At 70.9% G+C, this 23,838-nt stretch carries 16 protein-coding genes; 8 read left to right on the forward strand and 8 right to left on the reverse strand.

Annotated elements, in window-relative coordinates; all coding sequences use genetic code 11:
* Window positions 1-86 precede the first annotated feature (86 nt).
* The 4 genes from ACWGIH_RS30245 (at window position 87) to ACWGIH_RS30260 (ending at window position 5,120) form a co-directional block, all read left to right on the forward strand.
* Window positions 87-1,307, forward strand: a complete 1,221-nt coding sequence (locus ACWGIH_RS30245) for a hydrolase (RefSeq protein ID WP_453448315.1) — start codon at window positions 87-89, stop codon at window positions 1,305-1,307.
* Window positions 1,308-1,354: 47 nt separating this feature from the next.
* A complete protein-coding gene (locus tag ACWGIH_RS30250) occupies window positions 1,355-2,029 on the forward strand; it encodes a phosphotransferase (RefSeq protein WP_453448316.1) in 675 nt (224 codons plus the stop codon).
* A 184-nt stretch (window positions 2,030-2,213) separates the two neighbouring features.
* On the forward strand, window positions 2,214-4,307 hold the full coding sequence (locus ACWGIH_RS30255; protein ID WP_453448317.1) for a TPM domain-containing protein: 2,094 nt from the start codon (window positions 2,214-2,216) through the stop codon (window positions 4,305-4,307).
* 99 nt (window positions 4,308-4,406) lie between these two features.
* Window positions 4,407-5,120, forward strand: a complete 714-nt coding sequence (locus ACWGIH_RS30260; protein ID WP_453448318.1) for a PspA/IM30 family protein — start codon at window positions 4,407-4,409, stop codon at window positions 5,118-5,120.
* 52 nt (window positions 5,121-5,172) lie between these two features.
* Here the strand turns inward: ACWGIH_RS30260 and ACWGIH_RS30265 are convergent, their stop codons facing one another.
* The 7 genes from ACWGIH_RS30265 to ACWGIH_RS30295 form a co-directional block, all read right to left on the reverse strand.
* Complete coding sequence (locus tag ACWGIH_RS30265; protein WP_453448319.1) at window positions 5,173-7,869, reverse strand: SpoIIE family protein phosphatase; 2,697 nt, start codon at window positions 7,867-7,869, stop codon at window positions 5,173-5,175.
* A 166-nt stretch (window positions 7,870-8,035) separates the two neighbouring features.
* A complete protein-coding gene (locus tag ACWGIH_RS30270; RefSeq protein ID WP_453448320.1) occupies window positions 8,036-8,452 on the reverse strand; it encodes an ATP-binding protein in 417 nt (138 codons plus the stop codon).
* 179 nt (window positions 8,453-8,631) lie between these two features.
* Window positions 8,632-9,018, reverse strand: a complete 387-nt coding sequence (locus tag ACWGIH_RS30275; protein ID WP_453448321.1) for a (deoxy)nucleoside triphosphate pyrophosphohydrolase — start codon at window positions 9,016-9,018, stop codon at window positions 8,632-8,634.
* An 18-nt stretch (window positions 9,019-9,036) separates the two neighbouring features.
* Window positions 9,037-9,222, reverse strand: coding sequence for an SPOR domain-containing protein (locus ACWGIH_RS30280; RefSeq protein ID WP_453448322.1), 186 nt, complete (start codon window positions 9,220-9,222; stop codon window positions 9,037-9,039).
* Window positions 9,223-9,438: 216 nt separating this feature from the next.
* Entirely contained in the window at window positions 9,439-11,133 is a 1,695-nt protein-coding gene (locus ACWGIH_RS30285) for a purine-cytosine permease family protein (protein ID WP_453448323.1), read from the reverse strand.
* A gap of 178 nt (window positions 11,134-11,311) precedes the next feature.
* Window positions 11,312-12,064 carry a GntR family transcriptional regulator gene (locus ACWGIH_RS30290; RefSeq protein ID WP_453448324.1) on the reverse strand — a complete coding sequence of 251 codons (753 nt, stop codon included), beginning with the start codon at window positions 12,062-12,064 and terminating at the stop codon, window positions 11,312-11,314.
* A gap of 174 nt (window positions 12,065-12,238) precedes the next feature.
* The gene (locus ACWGIH_RS30295; protein WP_453448325.1) at window positions 12,239-13,504 is read right to left on the reverse strand and encodes an alpha/beta hydrolase fold domain-containing protein; all 1,266 of its coding nucleotides are present in this window, start codon (window positions 13,502-13,504) and stop codon (window positions 12,239-12,241) included.
* A gap of 150 nt (window positions 13,505-13,654) precedes the next feature.
* On the opposite strand from ACWGIH_RS30295, the gene ACWGIH_RS30300 reads away from it, so the two are divergent.
* Window positions 13,655-14,854 (forward strand): serpin family protein, encoded by a 1,200-nt coding sequence (locus ACWGIH_RS30300; RefSeq protein WP_453448326.1) that lies wholly within the window; start codon window positions 13,655-13,657, stop codon window positions 14,852-14,854.
* Between the two features lie 11 nt (window positions 14,855-14,865).
* Here ACWGIH_RS30300 and ACWGIH_RS30305 read toward each other — a convergent pair whose 3' ends face one another.
* The gene (locus ACWGIH_RS30305; RefSeq protein ID WP_453448327.1) at window positions 14,866-16,440 is read right to left on the reverse strand and encodes a S8 family peptidase; all 1,575 of its coding nucleotides are present in this window, start codon (window positions 16,438-16,440) and stop codon (window positions 14,866-14,868) included.
* Between the two features lie 251 nt (window positions 16,441-16,691).
* Between ACWGIH_RS30305 and ACWGIH_RS30310 the strand changes: the two genes are divergently transcribed.
* From ACWGIH_RS30310 to fxsT, 3 genes are all read left to right on the forward strand, one after another.
* Window positions 16,692-17,798 carry a threonine synthase gene (locus tag ACWGIH_RS30310; RefSeq protein ID WP_453448328.1) on the forward strand — a complete coding sequence of 369 codons (1,107 nt, stop codon included), beginning with the start codon at window positions 16,692-16,694 and terminating at the stop codon, window positions 17,796-17,798.
* Between the two features lie 203 nt (window positions 17,799-18,001).
* Window positions 18,002-19,489, forward strand: coding sequence for a VMAP-C domain-containing protein (locus tag ACWGIH_RS30315; RefSeq protein ID WP_453448329.1), 1,488 nt, complete (start codon window positions 18,002-18,004; stop codon window positions 19,487-19,489).
* A gap of 440 nt (window positions 19,490-19,929) precedes the next feature.
* Window positions 19,930-23,829 (forward strand): FxSxx-COOH system tetratricopeptide repeat protein, encoded by a 3,900-nt coding sequence (gene fxsT, locus ACWGIH_RS30320; protein ID WP_453448330.1) that lies wholly within the window; start codon window positions 19,930-19,932, stop codon window positions 23,827-23,829.
* Window positions 23,830-23,838: the final 9 nt, after the last annotated feature.

A 23,838-nucleotide genomic window follows, 5' to 3' on the forward strand; every position in this document is an offset into this window, starting at 1 on the left:
CCCCCATGGTCACGGGGCTGGGGCGAGATCAGCATGGAGGCATGAACTCTTCCTCGGCTGTGACTCGTTCGGAAGCGCGTGCGGCGGTGACCCGGCGATCGGTGCTCGGTCTCGCGGCGGTCGGCCTGGCGGCGGCGACACTGGCCGCCGCTCCTGCCCCCGCGCAGGCGGAGCGCAGAGGTGTCCAGGCGCAGCTCCCCGCACCCACGGGACCGCACCGGATCGGCACGGTGTCGACCCGCGTCGTCGACACCTCACGGCACGATCCGTGGGTGAAGTCCGTTCCGTATCGGGAGCTGATGATCAGCGTCTGGTATCCGGCGGCGGGCAGGGCGGGCGGCGGCGCCGGGCACCGTCTCGCTCCGTACATGGCGCCGGGAGCGGCGGCGCGCTGGAACGCCGCGTCGCCCCACGGCATACCGAAGGACGCGATCGACTTCGCCGCCCTGCGCACCCACGCACGGGAGGGAGCGCCGGCCGACAGGAGCGGAGGCCGACGCCCGGTCCTGTTGTACGCGGCGGGCGCCAACGACCCACGCACATGGGGCACGTCAGCGGTCGAGGAGCTCGCGAGCCACGGCTATGTGGTGGTGACGTTCGACCACACCTACGAGGCACCGGGCGTGCAGTTCCCCGACGGCTCGGTCAAGGACGACACCCCGCTCCGCGAGGCACTGGCGGAAGCGGAACAGGACGAAGCGCTGCCCGCGCTCCTCAAGAAGGTCCTGGACGTCCGGGTGGCGGACTCGAAATTCGTCATGGATCGCCTCGGCTCCCTGCCGAACGGCCTCTCCAAGGTCGTGGACCGCAAGCGGGTCGGCATGTTCGGCCAGTCGGCGGGCGGCATCGCGGCGGCCGAGACCATGTACGAGGACGACCGGGTCAAGGCAGGCCTCAACATGGACGGCACCCTGGAGAACAACCCCGAGCCGAACGGCACGAATCTGACGCCGGTGGCCCGGCACGGTCTGAACGGCCCCTTCCTCCTCATGGGCCGGCAGGGCAGTGACCGTACGACGGAACCGTCGTGGCGCGCGTTCTGGTCCCACTCGACCGGCTGGAAGCGGAACCTGACCTTGCGCGGCTCGACGCACCAGACGTACACGGACCTCGCCGCGCTGCTCCCGCAGGCCGGGGTGGACCAGAAGGTGATCGAGAAGCACATAGGCACGGTCGACCCGAGCCAGGCGGTGGCCGCGCAGCGGGCGTACACGAGGTCGTTCTTCGACCGATGGCTGCGAGACCGGGACGATCACCTCCTGGACGGGCCTTCGGAGCGGTACCCGGAGGTGGAGTTCGCGGGGTGAGGCGCAGTCTCGCTGCGCTGGAACAGGAGGCGGCTTACGCTCCCGGGATGGGGACGACTGATCGACTGCTCGGCTCGGGTCGCACCGCGGATGTCTTCGCGCTGGACGACACCTGGGTGCTGCGCCGCTACCGGGACGGGACCGACGCGACGGACGAGGCCGCCGTCATGACGTATCTGTCGGAGCACGGGTATCCCGTACCGCCGGTGCGTCCGGCCGAGCCCGGGGCGCCGCGTACCGACCTGGTCATGGGGCGGCTCGCGGGGCCGACCATGGCGGAGGCCGCGATGCGGGGCGCGATCACGCCGGAGGAGGCTGCCGTGATCCTCGCCCGGTTGCTGCACACGCTGCACGCCCTGCCTGCCCGCTCGTCCACCTCACCCACGGACCGCGTCCTGCACCTCGACCTCCACCCGGAGAACGTGATCCTCACGCCGGAAGGCCCCGTGGTGATCGACTGGACCACCTCGGAGGAGGGGGCGCCCGGACTCGACTGGGCGATGTCGGCGCTGATCCTCGCGGAGGTCGCGGTGAGCGGCAGGCCTGAGGCGGCAGGGTCACGCATCGCCCTGGCCACCCTCCTGACGGACGCGGCGGTCGACGTCAGGGCCACGGCCGGCACCCACCTCGCGGAGGCCCGAGCACGACGGGCGGCGAATCCGACGCTGGGGCCGGACGAGGTGCGGTGGCTGGAGGCGGCGGTGGAACTCGTGCTGGCGTAGAGCCCGGCGACGGTGGAATGGCCGGCGTAGAGCCCGGCGGGGGAACTGGTGCTGGCGTAGGGCCGGGCGGTGGTGGAACTGGTGCTGGGCGTAGGGCCGGGCGGCGCTGGGTCTCAGAGGGCACTGGAGGCGCCGCCCGATCCCCCGGTCGCGCACCCCCGAAGACGGTCATACGCTCCCAAATGTGACGCCGTCCTCGCACCTGGCCGTGCGGGCGACAGCGGCAGCCACCGCACTGCTCGCGTGGTGCCTGCTGCTCCTGTCCGCCCCCGTGGCACTCGCCGCCCCGGCCGATGATCCGGTCACGCTCTCCCGTGACGGGCAGATCACCGACAAGGTGGGCGCCCTCGGGGACCGCAAGGCTTCCACCGAGCGGGCGCTCGACCAGCTCTACGACGACCGCGGCCTCCAGCTCTTCGTCGTCTACGTGCGTGACTTCTCCGGTCGCGGCGCGCAGGACTGGGCGGACGCCACGGCCGAGCGCAACGGGCTCGGCCTGGACGACCTGCTGCTCGCCGTTGCCACGCACGACCGCCAGTACGCCTACTCCGCCGACGTCGGCTCCCGGCTCACCGAGGCCCAGCTCCAGGACGTCGCGACCACGGCGATCAAGCCCGCGCTGCGGCAGAACGACTGGGCGGGCGCGGCCATCGGCGCCGCGGACGGCTACAGCGCGGCGCTCGCCGGACGGCCCGTCCCCACCCCGGCCATCACCCCGGGAGCCGCCGACCCGGGAGGCGGCGGCAGCGGTGACGAGACGGCTGCCGGGGACCTCGTGCTGCCCATCGTGGTGGTCGGCGGCGCGGGCGCCCTCGCGGCGGTCGCGTACGGGCGGCGGAAGAAGCGCACCCATACCCGTACGACGCCCGGTGGCGGCAGCTGGGGAAAGGGAGCGGAGGGCTGGCAGCAGACCCCGCTCCCCGAACTCGACAAGCAGAGCAAACGGCTCCTGGTGGAGACCGACGACGCGATCCGCACCAGCGCGGAGGAACTCGGTTTCGCGACCGCCCAGTTCGGCGACGAGGCCGTGCGCCCCTTCACGGACGCGCTCGCGTACGCACGCTCCGAGCTGACGACGGCCTTCAAGCTGCGCCAGCAGCTCGACGACGCCTACCCGGAGGACGACGCGACCCGGCGCACGATGCTCGACGAGATCATCGCGCGCTGCACCGAGGCCGGCCGCCGCCTCGACACGGAAGCCGCGGGCTTCGACCAACTGCGCGCCCTCGAACGCGACGTGTCAGGCGCCCTGAACCACGCCGAGCAGACCTTCCGGGACGTCACAGGCCGCACCACCGCCGCCGAGACCACGCTCGGCAAGATCCGCGAACAGTACGCGCCGTCCGCGTCGGCGCCCGTCATCGGCCACGTCGAGCAGGCCAAGGACCGGCTCGTCTTCGCCACGACCCACCTGAACGAGGCCCGCCAGGCCATCGACGCGCGCGACAACGGCAAGGCCGCCGTGCACCTGCGTGCCGCCGAAGGCGCCGTCGACCAGGCGGGCACCTTCGTGGACGCCGTCGACCGCCTCGCCGCCGAGCTCGCGCTGGCCGCGGAGAAGCTGCCCGCCGCGCTCACCGAGACGGAGACCGACCTCGCCGAGGCGCGCGGTCTCCTCGAAGGCACCTCGGCGGGAGCCTCCACGGCCGATCTGCACGGCCGTATCGCCCGTGCGGAGACGGTGGTCTCCGAGGTCCGCAAGGCGATGGCGGCGGGCCCGCACGACCCGATCGACGCCCTGCGCCGGGTGGAGGAGGCCGACACGGTCCTGGACGAGTCCCTCAAGGGCGCCCGCGAACGCGAAGTCACGAGCCGCCGCGCCACGGCCCTCCTCGGTCAGGCCCTGCTCACCGCCCGCAGCGCCGTGGGGACGGCGGCGGACTTCATCGACACCCACCGGGGCGGGGTGGGCAGCGAGGCGAGGACCCGCCTGGCCGAGGCCCAGCGGCACCTCTCGGGCGCGGAGGCCGCCCAGGACACCGACGCCCCCGCCGCGCTCGCCGAGGCCCAGCAGGCCGACGCCCGGGCCCGCCAGGCCCTGCAGCTCGCGGAACGCGACGTACGCGGCTACGGCAACCCCTACGGAGGCGGTGGCGGGCGCGGCGGCGGCATGGGCGGCGCGGTCCTCGGCGGCATCATCCTCGGCGAGCTCTTCGGAGGCGGGGGCCGCGGGATGGGCGGAGGCGGCTTCGGAGGGGGCGGCTTCGGCGGAGGCGGCCCCGGAAGCTTCGGCGGCGGGGGGACCCGGGGGCGGATGGGCGGGGGCGGGAGGTTCTGACCCCAGTACGGCCCCCCTCTCGTATGGACGGCCCCCCCTCGTACGGACCCTTCGCACGCACCCCTTGCACTCCTACCGACCCGGACAGAAGGAGCCCACATGACGAAGCAGACGATCCTCGGCCGCGTGGCCCAGCTCGCCAAGGCCAACATCAACTCCCTCCTCGATCAGGCCGAGGACCCGCAGAAGATGCTCGACCAGCTGATCCGCGACTACACGAACAACATCCGGGAGGCGGAGGAGGCGGTCGCGACCACGATCGGCAATCTGCGGATGCTGGAGCTGGACCACAAGGAGGACCAGGACGCCGCAGCCGAATGGGGCGCCAAGGCGGTCGCCGCCAGCAAGAAGGCGGACGAACTGCGCTCCGGCGGAAGCGCGGTGGAGGCCGACAAGTTCGACGGCCTCGCCAAGGTCGCCCTGCAGCGCCAGCTGCAGTCGGAGCGGGAGGCCAAGGACGCCGAGCCGACGATCGCCTCGCAGAGCGAGGTCGTCGACAAGCTGAAGTCCGGGCTCGACCAGATGAAGATCAAGCTGACCGAGCTCCGGTCGAAGCGCGATCAGCTGGTCGCCCGTGCCAAGACCGCGCAGGCGCAGAACCAGATGATGGACGCCGCCCAGAGCATCGATGTCCTCGACCCGGCGAGCGAGTTGAGCCGCTTCGAGGACAAGGTGCGCCGCGAGGAGGCCAGGGCGCTGGGCAAGCAGGAGCTCGCCGCGTCGTCCCTCGACGCGCAGTTCGAGCAGTTGGACAGCCTGGGCGACACGGCGGAGGTCGAGGCCCGCCTCGCCGCCCTGAAGGCGACCACGTAGCCCCGAACCGTCCCCTTTCCCCACCACGTACGCCCAGCGCGCACGGCAGCCGTCAGAAGAGGCTGAGCAGCGCCTCCGCCGCGTCCATCGGCTCCACCCCGCTGTCCGGCAGCGGCATCTCGAACCACACCGTCTTGCCGCGCGGCGTTCTGCGCGAGCCCCAGGCGGCGCTCAGCAGGCCGACCAGTTGCAGCCCGCGGCCGCCCTCGTCCGTGTCACGCGCCCGGCGGCGGCGCGGCTGGACGAGCCCCGCGTCCCACACCTCGCACACCAGGGTGCGGTCGAGCAGGAGCCGCACCCGGATGTCGCCCTCGCCGTACCGCAGGGCGTTGGTGACCAGCTCGCTGACCAGCAGTTCGGTCGTGTCGCAGAGGGGGTCAAGGTCCCAGGAACGCAGCTGTGCGCAGGCCAGTTCGCGGGCCCGGCCCACCGACTTCGGGTCGCGCTCCAGCGTCCAGTCGCCGACAGCTTCGGCGGGCAGGCCCTGGATGCGGGCCATGAGGAGCGCGATGTCGTCCTCTCCGTGGTGGGTGTCGAGGGTGTTCAGGACGTGGTCGCAGACGTCCTCGAGTGCGGGCGCGGGGTCGTCGAGCGCCCGTACGAAGGCGTTCAGGCCCTCGTCGAGGGGATGGTCGCGGGATTCGACGAGCCCGTCCGTGTAGAGCGCGAGGAGGGCGCCCTCGGGCAGCTCGACCTCGACCTCCTCGAAGGGCTCGCCGCCGACTCCGAGCGGCATGCCGGGCGGCACGTCGAGCATGAGCGGCGATTCGCCGGGCTCGACGAGCACGGGCGGCAGATGCCCCGCGTTGGCGAAGGTGCAGCGACGCGTGACGGCGTCGTAGACCGCGTAGACGCACGTGGCGAGGTACACCTCGGAGAGGTCCGTCTCGCTCGCGGAACGCGTCTGGCGGGCCGCTCTCGTGGCCTGCTGGGTGCCTGAGGGGTCACCGAGGCCGCGGGCGATCTCGTCGAGCGCGGAGAGGACCTCCGCGGGCTCCAGGTCCAGGAGCGCCAAGGTCCGTACGGCGGTGCGCAGTTCACCCATGGCGACGGCGGCGCGCAGGCCGCGGCCCATCACGTCGCCGACGACCAGCGCGGTGCGGTGGCCCGGCAGTTCGATGACGTCGAACCAGTCGCCGCCCACCTCGGTGGCCGCGTTGCCCGGCAGATAGCGGCAGGCGATGTCCAGGCCGGAGGCCTCGGGGTCGTCCGGCGGGAGCAGGGACCGCTGCAGTATCAGCGCGCGTTCGTGCTCGCGGCGGTAGAGGCGGGCGTTGTCGATACAGACGGCGGCGCGTGCGGCGAGCTCGACGGCGAGGGAGCGATCACGCTCTCCGAAGGGCTCGCTCCCCTTCGTGCGGGAGAACTGGGCGAGGCCCACGACGGTGTCGTGGGCGACCATCGGCACGGCGAGCGTCGACTGGATGAGCCCGCCGGTGAGCCTGCTCGCGGAGCCGTCGTCGGACGCCGAGACGAGCTTCGGCCGCGCCGTGCGCAGGGCGTCGGCGCAGGGCGAAGTGAAGCCGAAGCGGTGCACGGCGCCCACGTCGACCGGGTGGCCGCCCTCCGGGAAGGGCGCGTCGGCGACGGCGCTCGCGAAGGCCACGCGGCGCAACTCTGCGCTCCCGTCGGCGAGGCCGGGAGGTGTCTCGTCGCCGTCGAGCAGCCCTTGGTAGAGGTCCACGGACGCGAGGTCGCAGAAGCCGGGGACGGTGACGTCCAGCAGCTCGCGCGCGGTCGTCTCCAGGTCGAGGGAGTTGCCTATCCGGGCGCCCGCTTCGTTGAGCAGGGCGAGGTTGCGGCGGGCGTGGGCGGCCTCGCGGGCGGCGGCGTGCCGCCGGGTGACGTCGGTGCCGAGGCCGGCGATGCCTATGGGGCGGCCCGAACCGCTGTGCACGCGGTAGAGGTTGATCGACCAGTGGCGGCGGTCGTTGCTGCCGGGGGCGGGGCCGACGATCTGCATGTCCGTGACGGAGTCGCCGGTCTCCAGGACGCGCTTGAGGGCGGCTGCCATGCGGTCGGCCTCGTGCCGGGGCAGGTAGTCGTGGACGGTGCGGCCCCGGTGGTCCTCGACGCCGCCTCCGAAGACGGCGGCGAAGCGGCGGTTGGCCCGCTGCACCTTCAGATCGGTGCCGAACAACAGGAAACCGAAGGGAGATTGGCCGAAAATGGCCTGCGATGCGGCGAGGTCGGTCTCGATCTGCCGGAGCGCCCGTACGTCGACGACGATGCAGACGGCGGCCCGCTCACCCTCCTCCGTCTCGGTCGGCATGACATAGACCTCGGCGATGCCTTCGGTGCCCCGGAAGGAGCCCGTGCCGGGCCCGCCGGGTCCATCAGGCGCCCCGGCTCCAGCGGGTCCGGGCGCGCCGGCTCCACCGGGTCCAGCGGGTCCGCCCGGCCCGCCCGTCCCCGCGGGCGTCCGGAAGGGAACGGACCCGGTCCACTCCCTGCCGTCCAGGATCTCCGCCATCTTGCGGTGCCCGCTGCTGCGCAGCTCGGCCGGTACGAAGGCCTCGATCGGGTCCCTGCCCACGGCGTCGTCGGCGGCCACTCCGAACAGCCGCTCGGCACGCAGGCTCCACTGGTCGATGAGACCGTCGGGGCCGATCGAGAACGAGGCCACCTTGATGTAGTCATAGATCGAACCGGGTGGACTGCTCTGCCACATCACATCATCCGCAGCTTCGCCCCTGGCGTCACCCGACGGCCCGTCCTGCTCCGTCGCCTTCGCTGGTATCTCGCTCACGCGAACCGTCCCCTCCAGCTCACCACGTCCGGCACCGGTCACCGGATGCGGCTGCCCGCAGTATCCAGCACTACGGAGCCACGCCACACGGCGTTCACGATCACAGCACGGACTCAACTCTTTTTGGCCCGTGACCGTCTTGTGTCCGTCTCACGCTGCCAGTCTTCTAACCCGGCAGCACCAGCTCGAACCACACCGTCTTCCCCGTCTTCCCCGTTCTGCCCTGTCGTGTGCCCCAGCGCCGCGACGCGCGGGCCACCAACTGGATACCCCTGCCCCCCTCGTCATCAGGCGTGGCGTCCCGCTCCCGGGGCGGGTCGGGCAGCGGATCGGAAACCTCCACGAGGAGGGTTCCCACGGGCCCGGCCTGACGTACGAGCCGTACTCCGATGGGGCCCGAGGCATGCCGCAGGGAGTTGGTCACCAGTTCGCTCACGAGGAGGACGGTGATGTCACCGAGGCCGGTGAGGCCCCAGGCTCCGAGCTGCTTGCGGACGACGGCACGGGCCATACGCACGGCGCCCGGGTCCGCGGGAAAATCCCACTCGGCGCAGTCGCCTTCGGTGTCGATCACGCCGATCACTTCCAGACCAGCAACAGCGGACCCTTGTCCGGTTTCATGGGGTTAATGGGCACATACCCGATATCCCGGCGGAATTACCGCTTACCTGGGTGCACTGTGGCACGAACGGCGTAGGTGGGGCTCGAGTGCGGGGAGACATCACCTCGCGCGCTCCCCCGGCCGACGGCTCCCGGCCTGCCCTAGCGGCACTCGGTCACGGCCGTCACCGCCGGGATGTCCGCGTCCAGCCACGGGACCGACCAGATCTCGTCCGGCGAGAGCCAGCGCAGTTCGTCGTGGTCCTCCAGGGGCTCGGGGGCTCCGGAGCGGAGCTTCGCCGTCCACACCCACATGACGTACCCCGGCTTGAGCGGCCATTCGCCCGGCACTCTCGCGACCGGCTCGGCGTCCACACCCAGTTCTTCGCGCAGCTCCCGCACGAGGGCTTCCTCGGGGCGCTCACCGGGCTCGACCTTCCCGCCGGGCAGTTCCCAGCGGCCCGCGAGCTCAGGGGGTGCGCTGCGCCGCGCCGCAAGCAGGCGCCCGCCGTCGTACAGGGCGGCGCCCACCACGATCCGTTCCGTCATGCGGCGGAGCCTATGCGGTCAGTGCGCGCTGCCGTTCTGGCTCAGCTTCTCCACCCAGTACAGCTGCTGGCGGCCGTCGTCGTCGAGGCTGTGCGCGATCCTCTCGGCCTCGGCCTTCGTCGCGTACCTGCCCACCCTGTAGCGGTTGCCGTTGTCGTCCTGCCGGATGACGAACCAGGGCAGTACGGCCGTTCCGTCATTCATCGCGCCCCTCCGCTCGCCGCCCCCGGCGCGCGCCACGCCTCGATCAGTAAGGAAACCGCAATCCGCATATGCCCGAGCCTACGCCCGACCTTTACTCAGCGGATACGGCTTTACACAAAGAGGTACGCAATTGGCCAACACCGAGGGGGCGCACTTTGTCGAGTGCGCCCCCTGATGTCAGCGGGTCGTCCGTTGCGGGTCGACGACGGTCCCGAGTCAGTCGGCGCGCACCGTCGGCATCGGCATGAGCACCGGCGTACTCGAAGGCGACGTACGGCAGACGTCGCCGCACTCCGCGTCCAGCGAGCAGCACAGCGAGCAGATGGGGCCCGACTGCACCGGGCAGTCCGCGATGTCGGGAAGTTCGTACGCCGTCTCGCAGACACCGCACGCGTGCGTGGCCGTCACGTCGGGAACGTCGACGTGCGGGCCGTTCACCGGATTCGGGCGCGCCAAGTAGTACCTGCCCTTGGTCGCCCAGGCGATCAGCGGGCACAGGACGACGGCGAGACCGGCCGCGATGAACGTCGAGAAGGCTTCCGCGTACGTTCCGAAGAGGCCGAAGAAGGCCAGGATCGACACCACCGACGCGATGACCATCGAACCGAAGCCCGCCGGGTTCACCGCGTACAGGTAGGCCCTCTTGAACTCGATGTACGGCGGGCTCCAGCCCATCCTCTTGTTGATGACGAGGTCGGCGGCGACGGCCACGATCCACGCGATGCCGACGTTCGAGTAGAAGCCGAGCAGCTTGTTGAGGGCCGCGAACATGTTCATCTCCATCAGCGTCAGCGCGATGGCGAGGTTGAGGAAGATGTACCAGACCCGGCCCGGGTGCCGGTGCGTGATGCGGGAGAAGAAGTTCGACCAGGACAGCGAGCCGCTGTAGGCGTTGGTCACGTTGATCTTGATCTGCGAGACGATCACGAAGAGGGCCGCCGCGGGCAGCGCGAAGGAACCGAGCCAGGGTTTCAGGGCCTCGATCTGCGGGGCGATCGGCTCAAGGGCGTGCGTCTTGCCGACGGCTTCGAGCGCCGCGAACGCCAGGAGCGCCCCGCCCAGCTGTTTGGCCGCGCCGATGATGACCCAGCCGGGGCCCGCCGCGAGAACGGCCAGATTCCAACGCCTCTTGTTCTGCTCGGTCTTGGCCGGCATGAAGCGCAGGTAGTCCGCCTGCTCGCCGATCTGGGCGATGAGGGAGAGCGCGACGCCCGTGCCGAGTCCGAAGGCGATCCACGAGAAGCCGCTGCCCGCGCCCTCGGTGCCCCCGAAGGAGCCGAAGGCGCCCCAGGCGTCCGGCGCCTCGAAGGCGAGCACCACGAAGGGAAGCACCATGCCGACGAGCCAGATCGGCTGCGTCCAGGCCTGCACCTTGGCCAGGGCGCCCATGCCGCGGAAGACGATCGGGATCACGATGAGCGTGGTGATCAAGTAGCCGATCTCCACCGGGAGCCCGACGGCCTGGTGCATGGCCTGGGCCATGATCGAGCCTTCGAGCGCGAAGAAGATGAACGTGAACGAGGCGTAGATCAGCGACGTCAGCGTCGATCCGAAGTACCCGAAGCCCGCGCCCCGGGTCACCAGGTCCATGTCCAGGCCGTACTTGGCGCAGGCCCGCGCGATCGGGATGCCGGTGACGAAGATGATCGTCGCGGCGCACAGGATCGAGGCGAGTCCGCTGGTGAAGCCGTAGGTGAAGACGATGGACGCGCCGATCGCGAAGTCCGCGAGGTAGGCGATGCCGCCGAGTGCGGTCGACGCCACCATCGTCGGCGACCAGCGCCGGAAGGAGTGCGGCGCGTACCGCAAGGAGTAGTCCTCGCGGCTCTCGTCGGCCGCCATCCGCGCGTAGCTGCGCTTGGGCGGTGGTCCTGCGGCCGCGCTGGTGTCGCGGGTGGCCGTATCCGTCATGAGGGTTCCTGTCGTCCGACCGGATTGCGGGTACGGGCGATGAAGTTAGGAGCCGTACATGACAAGTCGTCACGGGACCTGGTTGCTCCGGCGTTACGGAAGCCGGGCGGGCGTTAACTCGCGATCACGGCGGGCGGACGGGCCCGTCCGTATTCCGGGCGTACGCCGGAGCGCCCGGTCATTTCACCGGCAGGTGGTATGCGATCCGGTACCGGTCCGCGGGGACCACGACGTCGGCCGTCTCGACGGGTTTGCCTGACGCGTAGTACGTCCGCTGCACGACGATCACCACATGGCCGGGGACACCGCCGAGCGCCATGAGCTCCTCCGCGAGCCCCGGGCGCGCGCCGACCTCCTCCGCGACGTTGTCCACGACCACGTCGATGGCCGCCATGCGCTCGACCACTCCGCAGCCGCCCAGCGGTCCCTCCTCGGGGAGCATCACCGGAGTGCGTCCGGTGACGGCGAGGGGCTCCCAGGACGTCGAGAGCATCATCACCTCGCCCGCGTCGCGGTAGACGTACTTGGTGCACATCACGCGGTCGCCCGCGCGGATGCCGAGACGCTCGGCGATCGCGCCGGAGGCCTCCACCTGTTCGCTGCGGGACTCCCAGGTGCCGCGTGCGCCGTCCTCCGCCTGCTCCTGACGGAACGGCGTGGAGCCGCCTGAGGCCCGGTAACCGGTGCGCGCCACGCGCCGGGGCACGGGGCGCTCGCGCACGTACGTGCCCGATCCGGAACGCCCTTCGACGAGGCCCTCGGCCATCAGGACCTTGCGCGCCTCCAGGGCGACCGTGTCCGACACCCCGTACTCCTCGCGGATCCTGGCCTGGGAGGGGAGGCGGGTGTGCGGCGGCAGCGAACCGTCGACGATCTTCTTGCGGAGATCACCCGCGACACGCAGATACGCCGGCTGTTCACCGAAAGTCACTGGCCACTCCCATCAGGTTGACAGACAGCAACAGCCTGGCAACCGTGGGTTGTTGGCCGCAAGCCAAGGCCAAGGAATCACCCGAAGTGATGATTTTGGGGTGTGCAGGTCTTTACGCAGGGGCTTTCCGCGGCTATGGCGATCACACTCCCGGGATGCCCCGAGTGGCGGCGATCAAGCGTTCTCACCCCGGATGGCGAGGAAGCGGGAGATCGCCGAGCGCGCGATCTGGCTCCCCCAGCCGCCCCAGTTCACGTCGAAACAGTGGTCAGCCCAGGGCAGTTCGACGTACGTCGCCGGCGCCCCCACGGCGTCGAGCCGCCGCGCCAGCTCGCGCGCCTGCGCCACCGGCACCGCCCGGTCCGCGCTGCCGTGCAGCAGGAGCGTGGGCGGCACATCCGTCCGTACGAGCTTCGCGGGCGAACCCAGGAGGTAGCGGGCAGGGACGGCCTTCGCCGAACCACCCATCAGACGCGGGATCATGGGGTCACCGCGCAGCGCGGTCCCCGCGATGAGGCGCCCCATGTCGGTCGGCCCGTAGAGGGAGATCACCCCGGCGACCGAGCTGTCACGCACCGCGCAGGACGACGGGACGCGGTCATCACCCTCCGTGTAAGCGGCGGAGAGCGCGAGGTTGCCGCCCGCCGAACTCCCCGCGAGGACCAGGCGGTCGGGATCGATGCCGAACACGCGCGCGTGCCGCCGCACCCAGCCCACGGCACACTTCACGTCGCCGATCTGGTCGAGCTGGGTCACGTGGGGCGCGAGCCGGTAGTCGATGTCGAAGACCGACCAGCCCCGCGCGTTGAACCAGCGGTTCCATGCGGGGCTCTGACCTCGATGCCCCTTGTTCCAGCCTCCGCCGTGCACCCAGACCACGGCAGGGTGGCGCACGCCGTCCCGCTTCGGCAGGGTCCAGAGGTCCAGCTTTCCGCGCCGCTCGCCGATGCGGGCGTAACGGCGGGTGCGATCACCGTCGGGCGCCTTGGCGTAGTTGACGCCCTCGAAGTAGGCACCGGGGGCCAGGGATTGGCCGTGCTCCTCGGCGGTGCGGTACGCGGCGGCATAGGGCATGACTCCGTACACGAGCGCGACGAACGCGGTCAGTACGGCCACTCCGGCGCACCAGGGGTGCCGCCGCCCCGCGGCCGCTCCGGCGACCAGGCCGATGACCGCGGGCGGCACGAGCACGAGCCCCCAGGAGGTGACCGCCCCCGCGACGAGCACCAGGAGGGAGATGCGGGGCAACGGAGCCGCGACGAGCACGACGAGAGAGGCGTTCAGGAGAGCGACGACGACGAGAAGCCCGCGGGAGAGGTGCGCGACGCACGAAACCCTGGCCCCGTTCCGGTCGTTGCGGCTACCCCTTCGGCGAGGATCCAACGCCGCGGGCCTCGCACCACGCCGGCCTGCGACAGTCGGCGTCACGACGGTCGTCACGCCGAAGAACTATCACAGAAGCGGACAAAAGGCCCTTAAGCAGAGCGGTTGAGCGCCTTGGCATGTCCGCGAGTACGGTGCCCCTGATTCGACCGGGTCGGTCGATGCGGGGGCGTACGCATCGCGTGCGGCGCACAAGCGGGGGACCACATGGGCACATCTGCCGTGACGGTGAGAGCCGTCAACAGGCTGACCGCGCGCTGGGCCGACACGGCGCCCGCGCACAGCGGCACCGTCTTCTCCGCGGCGGGCGTGTGGCCCCTGCTGGCCTTCCTGGCGGCCGGAGCGCACGGCGAGGCCCGCTCCGAGCTGACCGAGGCGGTCGGCCTCCCCGCGGACCACGCGGCGGGCGCGGCGCGGCACATGCTGGAATCGGTCGCAGCGATGCGTGGCGTGGACGCGGCCATCGGCATGTGGACCAAGCGCACGCTGGAGCTGCGGGAGCAGTGGCGGACAGGCCTCCCCCTGGGGGCGCTCGGCGTACTCACCGGGGATCCCGCAGCGGACGCGGCGGCACTGGACGCGTGGGCGTCGAAGCGCACCCGCGGTCAGATCGACCGCATGCCGCTGCACCCCGACAAAGACGCGGAGTTCGTCCTGGCGAGCGCGCTTGCCCTGCGTACGGAGTGGTTCCAGCCCTTCACCGAGGGCGCCTCGTCGCCCGAGAGCGGCCCGTGGCAGGGCCGAGCGCTCGCGGCCCTGTACCGCACCACATCACTCCTGGACCGTGTCGGTGTCGCCGAGACCCCGGCCGGTTCCGTCACGGAGCTGAAGGTCATCGGCGACACCGGAGTCGATGTCCATCTCCTCCTCGGGGAGGAGTCGATGAGCCCCGGCCAGGTCCTCGGCGCGGGCGTCGACATCCTCGCGCGCACGCGTGCGGTGCTCCCGGGCCCTCGGCTGCCCTACGGCGATGTCGGCCCCGGACTGAGTGTGCGCAAGGTGCGCTGCACGCACCCCATGCCTCCGACACTGAACGTCACCACCGTGCCGTTCACGATGTCGGCGCGGCACGACCTGCTGGCCCACGGCCCGCTGTTCGGCCTGGCGACGGCCACGACGGCCACGCCTGACGGCCACTTCTCCGGCATCAGCCCCCTCCCCCTGGCGGTCAAGAAGGGGGCGCAGGCGGCCACCGCCACCTTCGGGGCGCTCGGTTTCCGGGCCGCGACGGTCACGGCATTCGAGGCATGCGCCGCGGGCATCCCGCAAGAGCGCTACCTCGCCATCGAGATCGATGCCGTCTTCGACCGCCCCTTCGGGTTCCTCGCCGTCCATCGCACCTCGCGCCTCGTCCTCGCGGCGGGCTGGGTCACCGACCCGGAGCCGTACCGCGAGGACGAGGAATAGGAGGGGGTCACTCAGAACTGCAGCCCCCAGGAGTCGATCCTGCCGACGTCCTGTGCCGCGTTGTCGCTCACCCGCAGCTTCCACGTGCCGTTGGCCGTCTCCGACGACGCGTTCACCGAGTACGTGGTGTTGATGTCGTCCGAACTGCCGCCGGTCCCATAGCCCTTCAGCGTGTAGGCAGTGCCGTCGGGCGCGATCAGCTGCACCTGGAGGTCACCCACGTAGGTGTGCTTGATGGCGACCGGCACGCTCAGGGCGGCGGGGGCGGAGCCCGGGACGCCGCTCACGGTGACCGGTGATTCGGCCGTGGCGTTGTCGTTGATCGCGTAGTCGGTCGTGTTCTCGAACTTGGGGCCCGGGGGGTTGGTCGAGCCGGGTCCCACGTTCAGGAGGCGGTTGGGCGAGCCCGTGCCGGGGCTGGTGACGACGCCCGTCGAGGCCGCGCTGACCAGGGCCGCGGACACCTGTGCCGGGGTCGCCGTGCGGTTGTCCGCGAGGTAGAGCGCCGCGGCGCCCGCGGTGTGCGGGGACGCCATCGACGTACCCGAGATGGTGTTCGTCGCGGTGTCGTTGGTGTTCCAGGTCGAGGTGATGGACGAACCCGGCGCGAACAGGTCGAGGACGCTGCCGAAGTTGGAGTAGCTCGCCTTGGCGTCGGTGTTCGTGGTGGCGCCGACCGTGATGGCCTCGGTCACGCGCGCGGGAGAGCGCGTGGAGGCGTTGACGGATTCGTTGCCGGCCGCGACCGCGAAGGTGATGCCGGACGCGACGGCGTTGCGTACGGCCGCGTCCAGGGCGCTGTCGGCGCCGCCACCGAGCGACATGTTCGCGACGGCGGGCTTCACGGCGTTCTGGGTGACCCAGTCGATGCCGGCGACGACCTGCGCGGTGGTGCCCGAGCCCTGGTTGTTCAGGACGCGCACGCCGACGATCTTCGCCTTCTTGGCGACGCCGTGCAGGGTTCCGCCGACGGTTCCGGCGACGTGCGTGCCGTGGCCGTGGCCGTCCTGAGCGGTGTTGTCGTTGTCGATGGCGTCGTAGCCGTAGGAGGCGCGGCCACCGAAGTCGCTGTGGCTGATGCGGACCCCGGTGTCGATGACGTACGCCGTGACGCCCTCACCGGCGGAGTCCGGATAGGTGTACGAGTTGTTCAGCGGGAGCGTCTTCTGGTCGATGCGGTCCAGGCCCCAGGACGGCGGGTTGGGCTGGGTGGCGTCGACCGTGAACGTCCGGTTCTGCACGACGGACTCGACCGCCGGGTCGGCGGCGAACTTCCTCGCCTCGGCCGCGGAGAGCTCGACCGCGTAGCCGTTGAGCGCCTTCTTGTACGTGCGGTCGATCTCGGCGCCGTACTTCTCGGCCAGGGCCTTGCCCGCCTTGGAGCCCGCCTTCGCGGCGTCCTCGTCGAGGCTGACTATGTAGCTGCCCGGTATCGCGCCGGGGACTCCGGCGTTCTCGACGGTGCCTTCGGCCTGACCCGGCTGAGCGGTCGCCGGGAGGGCGGAGACGAGGCCGAGGGCGAGCGCCGCGACCGCTGTCGCGCTGATCCCGGCCAGTCTTCGGCGGGTATGACGCATCACTGCCATCTGAGGGGTCCTCCTCAATAGGTGGTGCGCTGGTGGGGGGTGGTGCCGGTGGTGCTCACACGCACGAGGGCAAGGGCAGAGGAGGCAGGGACATGTCAATTTGACGGGGCGACTCACCGCTCTTGTCCTTCGTCGGGACGAAAGATTGGCGGATCCATAGGAATCCCACAAGGGTCAGTACCGGACGTAACATGACCGCCACGCACCCGTCATGACACATCCGCCCCAACTGTCCCAACTAGCCTGCGTACATGACAGCATTGCCGGATTGTTTCTGCCCCAGCGACGGAACCCGCGTCCCCCCGGGCACTCTCGCCTGGTGCTGCCCCGTCTGCCGCGGCCCGCTCGACCTGGACTTCTCCCCCAGCCCCGCGCCGCTGAAGTCGTTGAACGGAAGGGTCAATTCCCTGTGGCGGTACGCGGAGTCCTTGCCGCTGCCCGCCCCCGCTTTCTCGCTCGGCGAGGGCCGTACACCCCTCGTACCGCTGGATGGCGCGATCTCGGCCAAGCTCGACTTCCTGATGCCGACGCTCTCCTTCAAGGACCGCGGCGCGGTCATGCTCGCCGCGCTCGCGCAGCGGCTCGCCCCGGAGAGAGTGATCGCCGACAGCAGCGGCAACGCGGGCACGGCGGTCGCCGCGTACTGCGCGCGGGCCGGACTGTCCTGCACGGTGTACGTCCCCGAGGGCACCTCACCGAAGAAGCTGGAGCAGATCGAAGCGCACGGCGCACGGCTCGACGTCGTCCCCGGAGGCCGCGAGAAGACGGCATGGACGGCCCGGACGGCCGCCGACGAGCCGGGCACCTTCTACGCCTCGCACGTCCACAACCCCTACTTCCTGCACGGCACCAAGACATACGTCCACGAGCTCTGGGAGGACCTGGGCGGCCGCCTGCCGGACGCCCTCGTCCTGCCCGTGGGCAACGGCACCCTGCTGCTGGGCGCGGCCCTCGCGGTGCGGGAGCTGCACGCGGCGGGCCTGATCGCGAAGGCTCCCTCGCTGTACGCCGTGCAGGCCGCCGCGGTCGCCCCGCTGGCCGAGGCCTGGCGCGCGGGTGCCGACGAGCCCCTGGGCAACACCCCGGCGGCGCCCACGCTCGCAGAGGGCATCGCGATTCCGCGCCCGCCCCGGGCACGGCAGATCCTGCGGGCCGTACGCGGTTCCGGCGGCGGCTTCCTGACGGTGACGGAGGACCAGCTCCGGGCCGCCCAACGTGACCTGGCGGGCCGGGGGTTGTTCGTCGAGACGACCGGGGTCGCGTGCTGGGCAGCCGTACGGGACGGCGCGCTCGGCGAGCGGAGTGCCGTGGTGCCGCTGTGCGGGGCGGGCCTGAAATCAGGACTGGCGCACACGTGACCGAAACGTGAACTAGAGCCGCACACACAGCAGTTGAGGGAGTCCGCCCATTGGTCACAGCTCTGCCCGCGAATGACCGGAGGCCTGCCCTGAGCTGGGCTGTGGCCGTACGCTTGTCGCCACCATCGATTTGACGGTGCCGCACCATCGATTCACATGAGTGCTGACTGCTGGCTGCTGGTGGCGATCGGGAGGTCACGGGGGTGGAAGGGCGCAGCCCGGCGAGGGTTCGCAACGAATTGGTCGCCGACATCGTCGACGTACTGCAGGATTCGAGCACGGTACGACAGGAGAACAGCGCAGACATCTGGGTGCGCATGCTGAGCGACGAGCTGGCGTCCCCCGTGGACCCCCTGCGCAACGCGGCACTGCGGCCCTGGCTGCTGCAACTGGTGGAGCACTGCTCGCAGGCCCCGGACGGTCTCACGAGTCTGGTGCGCTGCCTGCAGTATCTGGAGCAGCGGTCCTCCGCCGTGCTGTCGCTGCGGCGTCTTGTGGACGAATGGGAGGCCGTGGAGTTCTTCGACGGCGCCGACCTGCACCCCCTGCAGCCGATCCTGCGGGACATGCGCTCGGCCGCCGGGCTCGCCACGCTCGCCCGGCGTGCCAGCCGTTCACGCACCCAGGAATTGCCCGCGTGGTGCGACACGGGATGGGCAGTCTTTCTACGACTGGCCGGCGACAACACCGCCGCGAAGGAACTCCCCGTCAGCATGGCGTTCCTGGCCCTGGCCGCCGAACGGCTCGTGGAGGACGGACAGATGGAGGCTGCGGAGGACCTGCGCCGCTGGAACCGCCGACAGGCCAGGACATGGGGGCTCGAGGAGCAGATCGCCGACTGGCAGCGCAGCGGCATGGCCCAGCAGGCCCCGCCGCCCATGGTGCCCGCGTATCTGATGATCCAGTTCGAACCCGACGGAGTGGATCCCGACCGCTATTTCCTCTCCCACTGGCGCCAGTCGGACGCCGAGGGCTGGCATCCCGTGCCCGGCGAGACCCTGCATCTGCACCGCGACGACCTGCCCGCCGAGGTCGAGGTCCTCATCGAGCAGACCGAGGAGCGATGGGCGGACCTGAGGCAACCTGTCGTCCTGGAATTCATCCTCCCGTGGGAATTGCTGGGGGAGCCCGTGGAGTGGTGGCACAAGGAGTCCTCGTCCCCGTCACCCATCCCCCTGGTGATGGACTACTCGGTTCTGATCCGCAGCTTCGAACGCCTGCGGAAGGCCGCCTGGCACCGCCCCTGGCACAAGAAGTGGCGCCAGCTCAAGGAGCAACCCGCCGACAGCCACTCGTACTTCAACCCTCCCGGCCAGTCGCACTTCCACCTGGAGCGCGAACTGAAGGAGGACGACCACGCGGTCTGTCTGGTGCTGAGCCAACCGCCCGGCACCGACTGCCCGACGAGCCACCAGGAGTTCATGGCCGGCCTGCGGGCGGGGGTGCCCGCGATGATCTGGCACCGCGGCGACTGCGGTGACCCCGCGTTCAAGGAAGCGGTCGCCGAGATGGTCCAGGACCGGGGCCTGTCCAGCCTGGTGACGCGCGCCGGGAATTGGCGCAAGGAGGCTCTGGCGCTGGGCCCCGAGGGCTGGGACAACCACGTGGGACGCCACCTCGCGATCCTGCTCGACGATCCCGAGCGCAGACCCGGGCCACCTGGCCCCGACCGTGCGCCGGTGACGAGTTGAACGGGCCCCGACGGCCACAGGCCCAGTCCGTGGACCTCCCGCATAGGGCGAGAGGGGGTGCCGCGCCATGAACGAGGAGGCTTTCGCCGCTGCGCGCCACCCGCTCGCCGCGTGGCCGTCTCCCCTCGCTCGGTCGCTCTCCGGAGGGCGCACGCAGTTATGGGCCGGGCGCACGCGTGTACGAGCGGGGGGCACGCACTCCCCGTCCTGGCGCACGCGGCCGCACCCCGGGGTCACCGCGCATTCCGTCGCAGGCACGACCTTCCCTGCCGAAGAGGTGACTTCTAGCACGATTTCCGTGCGCCCCGGCCCATGCCGCCGTACCCCCTTGCTTGCAGTGCGGGCGCACTGTCACGCTGCGCTTGTGGATGTCACGCACGCCCGCGCTCTGCGGGACTCCGCACAACTGTCCAGGCCGCCTCGACGCCTTGAGGGCGCATATGCATGACGACGGAGGGCAGCGGGGACCGGCCACGCGGGCACGACGTGAGGCCGCGTCCGTCCTCGGCCGACTCGGCCGCGCCAGGTCCGGCCGGTCCGGAGGACAGGAGCGCGCCGAAGCGGTCCTCGTCGTGGACGGCCACCTGACCATGAAGGTGTGGGACCAGGTGGTCGACGAACTGGTCGGCGAGCTGAAGCGTGGCGGGGACTTCGCGCGCGTACGCGTCCTGCGCCTGCGCGGCACCGACGAGACCGCCCCCGCCCGCATCAGCCCCGAGGAACCGCTCGGTGGCATCGCGGACATGCGCCGCGTGGTCCTCGTGCTGACCGACGGTCTCGCGGCCGGCTGGCGGTCGGGCGCCGTCATGCCCCTGCTGCGTGCCTGGGGCCGCACCTGCCCGGTCGCCGTGGTGCACGTGCTCCCCCAGCAGCTGTGGTTCCGCACCGGCCTTGACGTCTGCCGGGTGCGGTTGCGCGCCGGTCACGCCTGGGCGGCCAACAGCGAGCTCGACTGGGAGCTGCGCGAGGCCCCGGTCGAGTCGCGCGACCCGGACGAGCCGGAGGTCGAGGGGGACACGGTCCTCGTGCCGGTCCTTGCCCTGACCAACCGCTGGGCCGAGGCCTGGACCCAGCTCCTCACGGGCCCCGAGCCGCAGTGGCTCGAGATGTCCGCCGTCCGGGCCCGGGAGTGGAAGCGCAGGCCGGACGCCGCGCGCGCCCTGCCCTGGACGAACGACGTGCCCGACCCGCGCAGTACGGTGCCCGCGGCGGAGCGCGTGTCGGACTTCCGCGCCGGCGCCTCCCCCACGGCCTTCACGCTGGCGACCCGCTTATCGGCCGTGCCTCTCAGCCTCCCCCTCATCCAGAAGGTCCTGGAGACCACGCCGGGAGCGGGCCCGGTGCACGCGTCCGAGCTGCTGATGAGCGGCCTCGTCCGGCCCAGCGGGGAACAGGGCGACGACCTCACGGACGTGGCGTTCTCCTTCGCTCCCGACATCCGTGAGGAGCTCCTTGCGCTGGGCCGCCGCAGCGACACGGCAAGGATCCTGCACGACGTACGCGCGTTGCTGGCGGCCGACGGAACGGAAACCCCCTCGCCGCTCCCCTCCCCCGCAGAACCGCTGGACACCCTGGCCATGCCGCGGGTGAACAGCCGGAACATCGACTTCCTGCGCGTGGAACTCGCCGCGCTGCGGGCACTCTCCGGGCGTTTCATGCAGCGCGCCGCCCTGCTGGCAGGGGTACTTGGCTGGCACGATCGTCGATACGCAGTCAGCCTGGAGAAAAGCGGTCAAACCCCCGTCTCTCGGCCCCATCCCGAAGGAGCATTGGTGATGTCGACTACACCCCAGCAAACGATCGAGGGGGACCGCACATCACTGCCGCGCGTTTGGGGAAACCTGCCGCCCCGCAATCCGAACTTCACCGGCCGCGCGGAGCTGCTCGAACTGCTCGGTGAGCGCCTGCGCGAAGGCACGACCACGGTCCTGCCCGAGGCGATTCACGGCATGGGCGGCGTGGGCAAGACACAGCTGGCCATCGAGTACGCGTATCGCCATCAGGGTGAGTACGACATCGTCTGGTGGATCCCCTCCGAGCGGCCCGGCCAGATCGGTCAGGCACTCGTGGAGCTGGCCGGGCGCCTGGGCCTGGAGACCAGCACCGAGGCGAACATCGCGGGACCCGCGGTGCGTGAGGCGCTGCGCGAGGGCCGGCCGTACTCGCGCTGGCTGCTGATCTTCGACAACGCCGACAACCCCGAGCAGGTACGCCACTACTTCCCCACCGGGGGCAACGGCACGATCCTGGTCACCTCCCGCAACCGGCGGTGGGGCCTGGTCGGCGGCTCACTCGAAGTGGACGTCTTCACCCGCGAGGAGAGCAAGGAACTCCTGCGCCACTCCGGGCCGCCCCTCCAGGAGGGAGAGGCGGACCGTCTGGCCGAGGCGCTCGGAGACCTGCCGCTGGCCCTGGAGCAGGCCGCCGCGTGGCGTGCCGAGACGGGCATGCCCGCTTCGGAGTATCTGCGCCTCTTCGAGAACAAGCGGACCGAACTCCTGGAGACGTCCCCTCCCCCGGACTACCAACTGCCGGTCGCGGCCGCGTGGAACGTCTCCCTCGACCACCTGGAGACCCGGAGCCCCTCGGCCCTGCGTCTGCTGCAGCTCTGCTCGTACTTCGCCCCGGACCCGATCTCCCGGTCCATCTTCTCCGGCCTGGGCAACAGCAGCATCTTCCCCGAGCTCGACGCGACGCTGAACGACCCGATGCGGCTCGCGCGCGCCATAAGGGAAGTGAACCGCTACTCCCTCGCCCGCATCGACCACCGTACGAACTCCATCGAGATGCACCGCCTCGTACAGCTCGTCCTGAACAACCGCATGTCCCCCGAGGAACAGGCCCGGATGCGTCACGGGGCCCACACCCTGCTCGCCGCCGCCGACCCCAAGTCGCCGGTGTCCCCGGCCAACTGGCCGCGGTACGCGGAGCTCTACAGCCATGTCATCGCGTCGGAGGCCGTCGAGTCGAACCAGCCCTGGGTGCGCCAGCTCGTCCTGAACGTCGCCGAGTACCTGTACCGCTGGGGCGACCACGACGTGGCGATCGACTTCTCCGAGCGGGCCTGGGAGACCTGGCGTGAGGTCTTCGGCGAAGAGGACCAGATGACGCTCATCATGGGGCGGAAGCTGGGCTTCTTCTACTGGAGCGTCGGCCGCCACCGCGAGGCCGCGGACCTGGTCACCCGGATCAGGGAGATCTACGAGCGCACGGCCCCGGCCGACCACGAGGACTCCCGTGAGGACGCCCTGGACGCGATGAACTTCGAGGCGGCCGTGCGACGCGTCGAAGGCGACTTCGCACTCGGCGCCGACCTGGACCGCACGGTGTACGAGCGGGCGCGCAGGGCCTTCGGCGAAGAGGACCCGACCACCCTCAACACCGCCCACAACCTCGCGGTGAGCCTGCGTCTGATCGGGGACTACCGCCAGGCGTTCGAACTCGACCAGCAGACCCTGGCGTTGAAGCTGCGCGTCCTCGGCCAGGACCACCAGCAGACGCTGCACACCGAGAACAACGTCGCCATCGACATGCGCGAGACGGGGGACTACGTCGGCGCGCGGGCCCGCCAGGAAGCCGTCATGGCTGCCTACCGCGAGGCCTTCGGGCGCGGCAACCCCGCCACCATCGAGACGGTGCGCCAGCTCAGCGAGGCCTGCCGCAAGGAGGGCGACCACGCCAAGTCCCTGGAGATGGCCCTCGACGCCAGCTCACGTTTCACCCGCCGGTACGGCGACAACCACCCCCAGTCGCTGTCCGCCGCCCTGACGCTGTCCATCGCCCTGCGCGAGAACGGCGACCTCCAGGCGGCACGTGAGCGGGGCGTCAAGGCCTGCCAGGGGTACCGCGAGATCTTCGACCCCAGCCACCCGCACGTGCTGTCCGCCGACATCGATCTCGCAGTGACGTTGCGTCTGCTCGGTCAGCCCGACGAGGCGCGCCGGCTCGACGAAGCGGCCCTCTCCTCGCTCACCGAACGGCTCGGCCCCGCACATCCCATCGCGCTGGCCTGCGCCATCAATCTGGGCAGCGACCTGGCCGCGCTCGGCGATCACGCCACGGCCCGCGTGCTCGGCGGGGAGACCCTGGAGCGCTGCCGTGCCACGCTCGGCGAGGACCACCCGACCACGCTGGCCTGCGCCCTGAACCTGGCGATGGACCTCGTCGCGGTGGGCGAGGAGGCCGATGGAGTCACCTTGCGGGCCGACACGATCGCACGGATGGAGCGCGTGCTCGACGAACCCCGGCTCCGCTCGGAGAACGCCGCACCGCACCCGGCGACCGTCCAGGCCAAGGCAGGACAGCGGGCCAACTGCGACATCGACCCGGTGCCGCTGTAACCGGCCGCG

The sequence above is a fragment of the Streptomyces sp. NPDC054872 genome, from assembly GCF_053610705.1.